The organism is Salipaludibacillus agaradhaerens, assembly GCF_002019735.1.
GTDB classification, from domain to species: Bacteria; Bacillota; Bacilli; order Bacillales; family Salisediminibacteriaceae; genus Salipaludibacillus; species Salipaludibacillus agaradhaerens.
The window spans coordinates 3,892,113-3,905,457 of record NZ_KV917378.1 but is presented as its reverse complement, the minus strand read 5'-3'; the positions used below and the strand labels follow the sequence as shown (position 1 = coordinate 3,905,457).

General features: G+C 38.9%; 10 protein-coding genes and 1 riboswitch. Of the genes, 2 read left to right on the top strand and 8 right to left on the bottom strand.

Features of this window, described 5'->3' with window-relative positions; genetic code table 11:
- Window positions 1–173 precede the first annotated feature (173 nt).
- Window positions 174–296, bottom strand: a riboswitch (SAM riboswitch).
- A gap of 482 nt (window positions 297–778) precedes the next feature.
- Both pckA and BK581_RS17910 read left to right on the top strand, forming a co-directional pair.
- Entirely contained in the window at window positions 779–2,362 is a 1,584-nt protein-coding gene (gene pckA, locus BK581_RS17915) for a phosphoenolpyruvate carboxykinase (ATP) (RefSeq protein ID WP_078579448.1), read from the top strand.
- Between the two features lie 471 nt (window positions 2,363–2,833).
- Window positions 2,834–4,768 carry an LTA synthase family protein gene (locus BK581_RS17910; RefSeq protein WP_245829144.1) on the top strand — a complete coding sequence of 645 codons (1,935 nt, stop codon included), beginning with the start codon at window positions 2,834–2,836 and terminating at the stop codon, window positions 4,766–4,768.
- A gap of 505 nt (window positions 4,769–5,273) precedes the next feature.
- Here the strand turns inward: BK581_RS17910 and rbsB are convergent.
- The 8 genes from rbsB to BK581_RS17870 form a co-directional block, all read right to left on the bottom strand.
- Window positions 5,274–6,197, bottom strand: a complete 924-nt coding sequence (gene rbsB / locus BK581_RS17905; protein WP_078579447.1) for a ribose ABC transporter substrate-binding protein RbsB — start codon at window positions 6,195–6,197, stop codon at window positions 5,274–5,276.
- 15 nt (window positions 6,198–6,212) lie between these two features.
- Entirely contained in the window at window positions 6,213–7,160 is a 948-nt protein-coding gene (locus tag BK581_RS17900) for an ABC transporter permease subunit (protein WP_078579446.1), read from the bottom strand.
- Complete coding sequence (locus tag BK581_RS17895; protein ID WP_078579445.1) at window positions 7,147–8,646, bottom strand: sugar ABC transporter ATP-binding protein; 1,500 nt, start codon at window positions 8,644–8,646, stop codon at window positions 7,147–7,149. Before BK581_RS17895 ends, BK581_RS17900 begins: the two co-directional genes overlap by 14 nt.
- 14 nt (window positions 8,647–8,660) lie before the next feature.
- Window positions 8,661–9,050: a D-ribose pyranase gene (rbsD, locus tag BK581_RS17890; protein ID WP_078579444.1), complete on the bottom strand. Its 390-nt coding sequence runs from the start codon at window positions 9,048–9,050 to the stop codon at window positions 8,661–8,663.
- 2 nt (window positions 9,051–9,052) lie between these two features.
- Window positions 9,053–9,937: a ribokinase gene (rbsK, locus tag BK581_RS17885; RefSeq protein ID WP_078579443.1), complete on the bottom strand. Its 885-nt coding sequence runs from the start codon at window positions 9,935–9,937 to the stop codon at window positions 9,053–9,055.
- A gap of 17 nt (window positions 9,938–9,954) precedes the next feature.
- Window positions 9,955–10,923 (bottom strand): LacI family DNA-binding transcriptional regulator, encoded by a 969-nt coding sequence (locus tag BK581_RS17880; RefSeq protein ID WP_078579442.1) that lies wholly within the window; start codon window positions 10,921–10,923, stop codon window positions 9,955–9,957.
- Window positions 10,924–11,233: 310 nt separating this feature from the next.
- Complete coding sequence (locus BK581_RS17875) at window positions 11,234–12,670, bottom strand: PASTA domain-containing protein (protein ID WP_078579441.1); 1,437 nt, start codon at window positions 12,668–12,670, stop codon at window positions 11,234–11,236.
- Window positions 12,663–13,334, bottom strand: a complete 672-nt coding sequence (locus BK581_RS17870) for an ABC transporter ATP-binding protein (protein WP_078579440.1) — start codon at window positions 13,332–13,334, stop codon at window positions 12,663–12,665. Before BK581_RS17870 ends, BK581_RS17875 begins: the two co-directional genes overlap by 8 nt.
- Window positions 13,335–13,345 lie beyond the last annotated feature (11 nt).

Genomic DNA, 13,345 nt, shown 5'->3' with positions numbered 1-13,345 from the left:
GTGAGTTGTCGCACTTACAACAACATCGTAAGTGCTGTTTGGAAAGCTTCACTTTTAAAAGCGCATCGGCATAATATCCTACGCTTCCTGCCTTTAAATAGTCAGACTTTCATAGAAGTATAAAAAACCTTTCCCTGACTAGAGGAAAAGGTTTGAATCCATTCGCCTTTCACCTCTTATCGGTCAAGACACCGTATGATAGCGTATGCCTTGCAGGTTAGCACCGTTCACATTTTGCCTTAGTGATGGTTGCTGGGCTTCGTTGGGCCTGTCCCTCCGCCTACTCAGGATAAGAGTATCCGTTCTCAAGAAAGAATAACCGATTTTTTTTAAAGTGTCAACTTTCATCCTTTAACTTCTTCTCTCATAACACTGTGACAATATTATGACGCTTTTAAATTTCTTTCTCTTTTTAGGTAGACATTCGATTACACTAAACTTGTAGTCATATTCTTACTTTTAACCAATATCTGTTTATCAATTCTTCTAAAATCACCTTTTAAAAATCACTCGCTTTCATCTGTCTCCTTCACGCTTAACCTTAATTTGATTTCTCAATTCCGCAATAAAGTATAGCACATATAAACTTAATGTATTATACTTTATAATATATAAGTCATACTATATTATTTGAATAAGATTAAGACACGTTATTAACTAGTTGGCTTTTCGTGAAAGTTTACACACCTTCTTACATTAATGAACATTCACGTTCGTCTTGTCTTAAAGGTGCCCCTCACAGGAAAACGAAGTAAATTATTTTGAAAGGGTGGATACTATGAGTATGCTTCATTTTGAAACAAGATTGTGTCAGCTGATACAAGGAAACAATGTGAACAAGGACCTCCCTGTCCCCCATTTAATTGAAAAGATGTTAGCTAGAAAAGAAGGGCATCTAACTGCCACAGGGGCCTTTGTAGCCAAAACAGGGGAGTACACCGGTCGCTCTCCAATGGATAAGTTCATCGTTAAAGAGGCTTCCTCAGAAAGAGATATTCATTGGGGCTCTGTTAACAAACCCATTTCATCTGAAACTTTTGAACGTCTTTATGAAAGAGTTTTACATTATTTAGCTGATAAGGATGAACTATTTGTACGACAGGGCTTTGCCGGAGCCGACACTAACTATCAATATCCTATTCGGGTCGTAAATGAATTAGCATGGCATAATTTATTTGTAAGACAGTTATTTATTCGCCCAGAGCAAGAAAAAAAAGCCACACAATTGCCAGAATTCACGATTGTTAGCGCTCCAGGATTCAAAGCTGATCCAACACGTGATGGCACACGCTCAGAGGCATTTATCATCACCTCATTTGAAAAACGAACGATTCTCATAGGTGGAACAGCATACGCCGGAGAAATGAAAAAGGCGATTTTTTCTATTATGAATTACCTATTACCAAAACAGGGGGTCTTCTCTATGCATTGCTCAGCTAATGTTGGTAGTGAAGGAGATGTGGCGTTATTTTTTGGCCTCTCTGGCACAGGTAAAACGACTCTTTCAGCTGACCGACACCGGTCACTCATCGGTGACGATGAACATGCTTGGTCTCCGACAGGTATTTTTAATATTGAAGGTGGTTGCTATGCCAAATGTATTAATTTATGCAAGGAAAAAGAACCAGACATTTACAATGCAATTAAGTTCGGAGCCGTTTTAGAGAACGTTGTCATCGATGAACACACACGAGAGCCGGACTATGATGCTACAGACTTCACTGAGAATACGCGAGCTGCCTATCCCCTAACTTCCATTGATTCGTCAACCATACCTAGTATTAGCGGGCACCCTTCAACATTGATCTTTTTAACCGCTGATGCTTTTGGAGTCCTCCCTCCAATAAGTAAGTTATCAGTAGAACAAGCTATGTATCACTTTTTATCAGGTTACACTAGCAAGCTAGCAGGGACAGAACGGGGAATTAGTTCACCAACAGCCACTTTCTCAGCTTGCTTCGGTGCACCGTTTCTCCCGTTACATCCGAGCCACTACGCCAAAATGTTAGGGGAGAAAATGACGGAGCATAACACAGATGTGTTTCTCGTTAATACAGGATGGCAAGGGGGACCATATGGCACTGGTCACCGGATCAGTTTACATTATACTCGAGCAATGGTAAGAGCCGCCCTTCAAGGTGATTTACAATCAGCAGAAACGACTAAAGATCCAGTATTTGGGTTAAATATTCCGCTTCATTGCCCTGGCGTTCCTGATCATCTTTTACTCCCATGGCAAACATGGGCAGAACCCCTTGCCTATGAACAAAAAGCGAAAGAGCTAGCTTATAAATTCAAAGAGAATTTCAACCGGTTTAAAGACATATCCAGAGATGTATTAATCGGTGGGCCGCTTATCTAAAAAACTTTCGTATAGAAAGTCTTCCATTTATCATGTTCTTCCTTTAAGGATGATCGATGTTTCAATATCGATCCTTGTTCCTTCTCAGGAAGAACATGTTTTATTTTGTTATAGAAGGAAATATCGGAACACATTAAGCTAGCCTTAGTCACTAAAATGAACAAACACCCCGGTATAGATAGAAAAAGTTTGTAAAATTAAGTAATTATATATAGAATTGCGGAACTTTTTACTTCAAAGCACGTCTAACTATTATAATTAATTCATATTTTGTTTACTTTTCATTTACAAACGGACTATAATAGTTGAAGTGTGTTATTTTTAAGGGCTTTAATAAATGGGTTATAAAAACAGACACAATCCATTATGTCCTTATGCATAGATAACACAACACACTTTTATAGTTACAGTTAAGCTATGAGATAGCTTAAACATATTACAGATAAAGATTAATTTATGGGGGAAGAAAACATGATGAAAAAAGAAAATAATTTAAAGAAGCCGTCAATCTTTTGGATTGCCCTGTTCTTTTTATGGCTTAAGACGGTCATCGTAGGGGTTACACAGTTTAATATAACGATAGAAAATATGAACCAATTCATTATTCTCATATTAAACCCTCTACCTATTTTAATGTTAGTCATTACGTTTTTATTACGTCGTAAAGAAAGCAGACAAACTTATTACATGCTCGTTTTTATGACACTGGCTTCAATTGTATTGTATTCAAACGTGGTTTATTATAGAGAATTTACAGATTTCATTACAATTCCGCTCCTTTTCATGGGTAACAACATGGCTGATTTAGGGTCAAGTATCCATACCCTTGTTAAATGGTACGATATACTATTTTTCGTAGATATCGTGATTGCAGGTGTTTTAATTCACAAGTGGGAAAAAGCAGGGAAAGTTGTCAAGTACAAGCATCGTTTTAAAGATCTCCGTCCCTACTATGCGGTTATTATCATTTTAACGATCATTAATGTTAGTCTTGCCAATGTTGAACGTCCACAATTATTGACACGAACATTTGACAGAGAACTTTTAGTCAAAAATCTAGGCGTTTACAGTTTCCACCTTTATGATGCTTATCTCCATACTGCTTCTCAAGCTCCACGCGTATTTGCAAATGAATCTGGCCTTGAAGAAGTGAATGAATTTATTGGGGAGAACCAACCAAGTATAGAAAAAGATTTATATGGCATCGCTGAAGGTAAAAATGTTATTTTTGTGGCCGCAGAATCGCTCCAAGATTTCGTTATTAACGAAACTCTCAATGGTGAGGAAATTACACCGTTTTTAAATGAGCTCGTAGAAGAAAGCTATTATTTTGATCAGTTCTATCATCAAACAGCACAAGGTAAATCTTCAGATTCGGAGTTTCTTATTAATAATTCCTTATATCCGTTGGCAAGAGGTGGGGTCTTTTTCTCTCACGCTACCAACGAGTATTACGCCTTACCTGAAATTTTAAATGAAAATGGGTACTACACAGCCTCTATGCACGGAAATAATGGGAGCTTTTGGAATAGAAATGTGATGTATAATCAATTCGGTTACGACGATTTTTATACGAAAGATGACTATGAAATTACGGAAGAGAATAGCGTAGGCTGGGGTTTAAAAGATATCGATTTCATGGAACAATCTGTTGAACACATGCTAGACATGCCACAGCCATTCGAAGTAAAACTTATCACGTTAACAAACCACTTCCCATTTGATCTAGACGAGGAAGACATGTATATTGATAGATTTGATTCTAATAGTAATACTTTAAACAAGTACTTCCCAACCGTCCGTTATATGGATGAATCCATTAAAGTTTTATTTGAGCGTTTAAAAGAAGAAGGCTTGTATGAAGATTCCATTATCGTCATTTATGGTGATCATGACGGAATTTCATCAAATCATAACAGAGCGATGGGACAGTTTTTAGGTGAAGACGTGACACCATTTGTTGAAACACAACTGCAACAAGTGCCATTTATTATCCACATTCCAGGGATGGAAGGTGAAAAAATCTCGAAGGTCTCTGGACAAATAGACGTTCGACCGACCATACTCCATTTGTTAGGAATTGAAGTGGAAAATCAAACGATCTTCGGTGATAACATCTTCTCAGAAGACTACGAAGAATTTACAATTCTTAGAAATGGTAACTTTATAACAGATGAAATCGTTTATGTCAATGAAGTTTGCTATTCTAAAGAAACTGGTGAACCGACAGACGATGAAAAGTGCGAACCCTATTTAGATCGTGTACATGAAGAACTAGAATACTCTGATAAAATTATTTACGGAGACCTTCTACGTTTTGATGGCCGAAACCATAATAACGAAGATACTGACGCAAATGATGTTGATACCATGAAAGAAGAGCTTCAAGAAGAAAATGCTTCTTAAACTGTAGATAACCAGCCACCTTAAAGCCGAATAAGCTTTAAGGTGGTTTTTCTATGTATCACTTAAACTAGTCTGTTTTCTTCAAAATAGTCACTTTAAAATCAACTTAAAGACCCTTTTATATAGATTTTTTTGTTTTAAATTGTGACAACAATTTCATTCAATCATTTTGACATCAAGGGCAAAAAAACTACTATATTATCCAAAACCCTTGCTGGTCATAATCTTTGAAAGGTTTTAATGAAAGTGGTGCTTCTGAAATAGAGGAGACTCTTACGAACAAAGAAGTAAGGCGAAGTCTGAAGCGGCTCGGAAACTTTCCCATAGACTATATAATGTCGAGCCGATATCGCTGTTTTCTTGGCTAAAAACGAAATTATGCAAACGGTACCTCTAAGTTTCGAAGGCCCTGTTAGGCCACAGATTTTACTACAGATCTTAGAAAATTGAAAAAAAGCCATTGTCACAAAACAATGGCTTCTCCTAAATACGATGATACAAAAGGTTATTCTGTCACTAATTCCAAATCGACTGGAATAAAGTCTTCCACATCTTCACCACTAAGCAGGTCGAATGCTGCTTGTACGGCGCTCTCACCAATCATAATTGGCTGCTGGGCCACAGTACCAGCTAATCGACCGTTTTCTACCGCTGTCACAGCATCATCTGTCGCATCAAATCCAATTACGATTACATCTTTTCCCGATGCTTCAATAGCTTCTAGTGCTCCTAATGCCATCTCGTCATTATGAGCGAAAACGCCTTCAATATTCGGATTACCTTGAAGGATATTTTCCATGACAGATAATCCTTCTGCTCGATCAAAATTAGCTGTTTGTGATGTCACTACGTCCAGTGATTCAGTTGCAATGTTATTAAACCCTTCTCCTCTTTCTCTGGCTGCTGATGATCCAGGAATACCTTCTAATTCTGCTACTTCGGCTCCTTCTCCAACAAGCTCTACTAATAACTCCCCAGCCATTTCGCCACCTGCAATGTTATCCGAAGCGATATGTGCCACTACTTCTCCACCGTCTGCTCCTCGGTCAACCGTAATGACAGGAATATTTTCAGCATTCGCTAATTCAACTGCTGATACGACTGCCGAAGAATCTGTTGGGTTAATTAAAATCACATCAACACCCTGTTGAATCAAGTCTTCCACATCGTTCACTTGCTTTGAATTATCATCTTGAGCATCAACAACATTTAACTGAATACCTAACTCGTCTGCCTTTTCTTCAGCACCTTCTTGTAGCGTCACAAAGAACGGGTTATTTAACGTTGAAATGGAGAATCCAACTGTAAAATCTCCGTCATCATTACCAGCGGTATTATTCGATGTGTCATTAACTGGAGATTCTGTTGTACACGCAATAACCAATAAACTCAGCACTGCTAACGCCATTAATAAACCTAACTTTTTCATGATAAAATCGCCCCTTTAAGCATTTTTTTTGCGGTCCATAAGTACCGCCAAGAGAATAACACTGCCTTTGACAACTTGCTGAAAAAAGGAACTCACACCTAACAAATTTAACCCATTATTCAAAACACCTATGATCAAGGCACCGATTAAAGTACCGACGATCCAACCTCGTCCCCCTGTTAAACTTGTTCCACCCAACACAACAGCTGCGATTGCATCTAATTCGTACATCGTTCCCGCTGTCGGTTGAGCTGAATTCAACCTTGAGGTTAATATAATGCCAGCTAAAGCCGATAAAAAACCGGTTAAGGAATACACATATACTTTAATGCGGTCTACTTTAATACCAGATAAAATAGAGGCTTCTTCATTACCACCCACCGCATAAACGCGTCGCCCAAACGTCGTTTTCTTTAAAATAAGATATAAAACGAGAAAGCTAACAAGCATAGTTACTGCCGGTACAGGAACACCGAAAAGATAACCTCGTCCTAATAATTCAAACATACCATTCTCCCCGCCTAAACCTGAGACAGGACGGCCATCTGTGAAAACGAGTGTAAGACCACGATAAATCGTCATGGTAGCTAACGTGGCAATAAACGGTGCCACCTTCCCTTTGGCGATAATAAAGCCATTTATCGCTCCTAATACGACACCAGTCAGTAAACCGATAAGCATTGCTAAAACGGGGTCAACACCAGAAGCCATCAGTGTAGCAGTAACTGCCCCTGACAATGCAAGCATCGACCCAACCGACAAGTCAATGCCACCAGTCAAAATAACAAATGTCATCCCGAAAGCAATAAGCGCATTAATAGACACTTGACGCAACACATTTAACACATTACCAAAAGATAAAAAACTAGGGTTTAAAATCGTTATAATAGCAACAATGAGGAACAGTCCAATAAAAGGCCCTAACAAGCCAATTGTGGACTTAAATTTTTTATTGGCGAACATGTTTATCCCCTCCTGTGGCGTAATGCATAATTGTCTCCTCTGTTAAGTCATCTCTATCTAAAATCGTCATCCATTTACCTTCATTCATAATGCCAACACGTGAACTCATACCGATGACTTCTGGTAACTCTGATGAAATCATAATGATTGCCACACCTTGCTTCGCCAAATCATTCATGATGTTATAAATTTCTCTTTTTGCACCTACATCTACCCCACGTGTAGGCTCGTCTAATATTAAGATCCGTGTATTCTGTCCGAGCCACTTGGCAATGACAACTTTTTGTTGGTTACCTCCACTGAGCGATTTCGCTGCCTGCTGAGGACTGGAAGTTCGTACGCCAAGCTTTGCTACTAAGTCAGTGTATAGTGCCATTTCTTTCTCTGTGCTAAGCCAGTTTAGATGGGAAATATCCGTTAAATTAGTAAGGCTTAAATTCTCTTTAACAGAAAAATCAACGATGAGCCCCTTTGATTTCCTATCTTCTGATACAAATCCAATTCCATGTCGAATCGCGGATTGAGGATCTTTTATTGCAGTTTCCTTACCGTCGATTTTCACAATACCACTTGTGGCTTTTCGATAGCCAAAGATGGTTTCCACGAGTTCTGATCTTCCCGCTCCCATAAGCCCTGATATACCAAAGATTTCTCCACTCCTGACTTGAAAAGAAACGTCGTTAAATTCACCATCTCGCGTTAATTTTTCCACTTCCAATTTAATATCGCCTGGTGTTAAATCATAGTCAGGAAACCTTCCTCCAAGTTCGCGACCTACCATCATTTTCACAATGTCATCAAAGTTAGTCTCCTTAATCACTTTTGTCCCGATATATTCACCGTCCCTCAATACTGAGATGCGATCACACAGTGAAAAAATTTCTTCCATTCGATGAGAAATATAGATGAATGTGACACCTGTTTGCTTTAACTGCCTTATCGTTTTAAACAACGTATCAATCTCTCTATCCGTTAAAGCAGCAGTCGGCTCGTCCATAATGATAATATCAGCATTAGTGCTTAATGCTTTCGCAATTTCAATGATTTGTTGTTTCCCAATGGACAAACTCCCTGCTCGTGCTGTCGGGCTTACTTTTAAACCGAGCTTTTCCAATACTTGAACAGCTTGTCTATTCATTTCCCGTGTTTTCAATATGCCGGTTTTCCCTATCGTTTGTTCATTTCCTAAAAATAAGTTTTCAGCCACCGTTAATTCAGGAAGAATATTTAATTCTTGATGAATAACCGCAATACCGTCTTTTTCTGCATCTTTTGGATGTGTGTACACGACTTGCCTACCTTTTACTTCTACCTTTCCGCTATCTAAAGGGTAAATACCAGTGAGTATCTTCATTAACGTGGACTTACCTGCCCCATTCTCCCCCATTAAGGCATGAATCTCACCCTTTTCTAGTGAAAACGACACGTCTTTTAACACTTTATTTCCGCTAAAAGCTTTATGAATGCCTTCCATTCGAATAATCATAGGCCTTCATCCTTTCAAAATATGACGTCAGATTGAAGAATCACATTAGCGTATGGTGTTGCTTCTCCTGTACGAATAATTGCCTTTACTCGTGTAAGTTCCTGTTTAAATTGGTCATGAGAAACGAAAGTATAGTCGATTCCTTTATCTTTTATTACCTGATAAAGAGAGCTATTTTGCTCTTTTATCTCTTCAGCCATCACCATTTTCTCCACTGCCATATCTTCTAGAACTTCATCTAATACTTGAAGAAAAGTTGGTTCTCCTAAACGAAGGCTAATATCAATACACGGTATATGAGGTGGAATTGGTAGTCCGCAGTCTGCAATCGCTATGCGATCTGTATGACCTAAATGTGCTAACACTGTCGCGATATCTCTATTTAATATCCCTCTTTTTTTCATCGTCAGTCCCCCACTTGTATGAATTCTTCTAATGCCTGCCTAGTTGGCATACCTCCCTGTGCTCCTAGCTTTTGAATGGACATGGCTGCTGCTGCATTAGCAAATGTAATAGCTTCTGCTTTTGACTTCCCTTCGGATAACGCCACTGCCATTGCCCCATTAAACGTATCTCCTGCCCCCGTCGTGTCTACAGGCGTCACGCTCCAACCATCTACCCTATCAAAGGAACCGCTTTCAAAAAAGGATACACCATGCTTTCCTTCAGTCACGATAAGCTTTTCTCTCAAATATTCACTCGGCTCTTTGCCAAATAGAAGCTCCTTCTCTGTTTCGTTAGGTGTGAGATAAGTTGCTCTTTGCCATGCTTCTTCCGAAAGTTGATGCGCTGGTGCCGGATTAAGGATGACAGGAACTGCTGATGCTTCACATAGCTGGAGGACAAATTCGATCGTCGGAAGCGGAATTTCCATTTGTAACAACACAATATCACTCGTTAAAATCACATTCTCATGTTGGACAATGTACTCTTTAGTAACATAATTATTAGCTCCCGGTGTGACAATAATACGATTATCACGATCATGCAGAATAATCGTAGCCACACCTGTGGCACAATCTGTAACCGGTTCCACATTCGCTTTAAAAACACTATTCTCTGTTAAGTTTCTCAGTAAGATTTCCCCAAAGGGGTCATCTCCCACACGTCCAATAAGATTTACATTGGCCCCTAAACGTGCTGCTGCCACTGCTTGATTAGCACCTTTTCCCCCAGGGACTGTCATAAAGTGATCGCCTATCACTGTTTCACCTTTTACAGGAAAAGAGTTTGTTTGCGTGACTAAATCCATGTTTAAGCTACCTATAACTGTAACAACTGGTTTTTTCATACGTTCACACTCCTCATCTAAGTCGTTTCCCTAGCTATTAATTTAACTGGTAATTCATAATACATAGACGCCATCGGTTGTTTCTCTATTTGCTTAATAAGCAATCTTGCTGAGAGGGCCCCCATTTTATAAATAGATTGTTCTACCGTGGATAAGGCAGGGACAAGCATTTTTCCTAACGGGATACCATCGAAGCCTATAAGTTTTATATCAGCAGGGATTCTTTTATTTAAGGTATGGGCCGCTTTCATCACGCCTGCTGCGGTCACATCACTTCCGGCAAACACGCCATCAACTTGCGGATAAGTTGTGAAGAGTTCTTGTGCTACCGCTTCAGCTTTATCGATTTGAAACTCTGCATTTAACACGACGTGCTCCACTCCATGCTGTTCAACCACTTCCATAAAACCTTTATAACGTTCGTCAGCTGTCTTAACGCCTTCAGGTCCTCTTAGATGTGCCAAATAACGACACCCTTTTGCTAACAGATGCTCTGTTGCTTCACAGGCCCCCTGTTTATTTTCAGAGACGACTGTCGGAATATGATCGCCAATCCGTCTATCTAGTGCAACCATTGGTAAATCCAACCGATCGTAATCTTTAGAAGTTAAGCTGCTCGTCGTTAAAATAATACCATCAATATATTTTTGCTTCAGGGCGTCAAAATATTTCTTTTCCTTTGCTACTTCTTCATCAGAATTACATAGCACAACTGTGTAACCATAAGTGTGGGCAACATCTTCCACCGCTCTCGCTAATTCAGGGAAAAACGGGTTCGTAATATCCGGTAGTACTAAGCCAATCATACCTGAAGACTTATTGTATAAGGTGCGCGCTACGGAATTTGGCGTATAACTAAGCGATTCAATTGCTGCCATCACGTTTTTTTGAGCTTCTTCGCTTACATACCCTTTATTATTTAAAACGCGAGATACCGTCGCCACTGATACATTTGCTTTTTTCGCTACATCTCGAATCGTCGCCATTGTCATTCCGCCTATCTTTTTGTGTAACCGGTTACATAAAGAATAATATACATTTTGACATGTGTCAACAAAAATATTGATCACCGTATATATAGAAACAATATTCGTTAAATCGGTCATAGGTGGACACAAAACCTAACCTATATAATGTCTATTAATATACTTATGCAGTCCTCGGATGAAGGACTGCATAAAAGGAGACGCCATCATTTCATAACTTCGTTCAATTGACCATCAACCCACTTTAATTTTTAATAGTTACTTACATTTTTCAGGGTCACTAAGAGCTTTCATCAACAGTGATGTTGTTTTATTCTCCAGAATCTGCAGTCTCCACCTCTTCAAAAGAATCGTCTATTTCATCCTCAAATTCTTCTGGTGGATTTGCTGCTACTGATGCATTATTACTAATTTTAATTTCCACAGTATATGTCATGGGCACAAATTCATTAAACTTGCTCATACTCACAACCGTTCCCTTTACCTCGGGGGAGTCAACATACTTAACAATATAATTAATATCTGCCCCTTTAGACTGATATTCTTCATAAAACAACCTTGGCAAATCACCTTCTAATTGACCGCGATAATCACCCAAATATGGACGTCCTTCTGAATATGTAACAGTAACCTCCATATCATCTTTTTCCGTTAACTTTGTTCCTGCCTCAACCGATTGTGAGATAAGCCCTCCATACGGAACCTCTGAGTGAAATCTCTGTTTCACCATGACTGACAATTCGGGATAATTAGCAGTCGCTTCATCTATTGTAAGCTCTCCGAAGTTCGGCACCTCTGTCGCTTTTCCTAAAGAGACAACAACTTCCATTTTATCTCTTTTAGCAATTTTTTCTTCTGGTGATTCACTTTGACTAATAATAAGTTCCGCTTCTACACTGTTAGAGTCTTTTTCTTCATAAGACATATCGATTTCATTTGTTTCTGCCCATTGTTCCACTTCTTCTCGTGTTTTTCCAGTAAAATCAGGTATGGTAATGTTCTTTTCAAAGACTTCTTTCCCTCTTGAATAGTAGACAGCCGCACTGTCTTTACGTTGATATTCTGATGCATCAATGTCGCTCTCTCTGATGGTTAGTTGAAGAAACTCTCCTTCTTCTACGTCATCGCTGTATTCTTCAACGAGTTGAAGATTCTCTGCTTTATTTTCCTCAATCCAATTCTGTGCTTCCATTTGATTCATCTCCGAAAAATCAGGTAGTGGAATTACAGCCTCTGGATCAGGTCCTAAGCTACTAACTAACTGAATATCTTTACCCTTACGTATCTTTTTTCCCGCAGAGATACTTTGAGAAATAATTTGATTTGCTTCATGCTCCATACTATATTCCTCTGATAATTCGAGAGTCACGTCATTTTTGTTAGCCCAAGTGCGTGCATCTGAAACAGGGCTTCCTACAAAATCTTCTACTTCAGCATGAACAGCTCGATAATAAATGAAAGCAATTAACGCAAAAGCTATGATAGTACCCAAAATAATCAACCACATCATACGTCGTCTTTTCTTTTGGTAATCTGGATCGATCTCCAATTCTTCTACTGCCTCGTCTCGCCGACTACTTCTGGTAGACAAAGGTTTAGGCATAGATTCACTTTCCAAGGCTGACGCTGTTTCTTCTGATTTTTGTGGTGGTTCTTCCGATTTATCACTGCTTTTTCCCTTTTCATCTTGCTCATCTAATAGATCATCGTAGTTTTTTTTATTGAATTTTGATAAAAAATCACTCATTAGACGTCAATACACCTTTCTTGAGACTGAAGGTTTGATCAGACTGTAAAGCAATTTCATTGGAGTGGGTGACCACGATGACGCATTTTTGATGTTCATGAGCTAATTTTTTGAAGATATCAATAATTTCTTGTTCCATTTCTTCATCAAGATTTCCTGTCGGTTCGTCAGCAAGAATTAACTCCACATTTGTCGCTAAGGCCCGGGCAATGGCAACACGTTGTTGCTCTCCCCCAGAAAGTTGATTGACATAACGATCTGCTTTGCTTTTTACAATACCGATATAATCTAACAAATTATATGCCACTGTCTTCGTGTCTTCTGGCAGTTCGTTTTCAGTAATAGACATGGGAACCAACACATTTTCTACTGCGGTTAAAGACGGGATCAGGTTATAACTTTGAAATATAATACCGACATTATTGCGACGGTACTTTTCATAACCAATTTGTTTAATATCCTGGTCATTAAACAAAACTGTGCCACTGTGTGGCGAATCTAAAGCGCTAAGTAACGCTAAAAATGACGTCTTTCCAGAACCAGACTGTCCTAAAATCGTATAAAACTTTCCTTTCTCAAAAGAAGCAGATGTATCTTTTAAGATATAACGACGACTTTCCCCATCTTGATAGTAATAATTTAAATCTTTCGCTTCTAAAATCATGGTCTCACCTC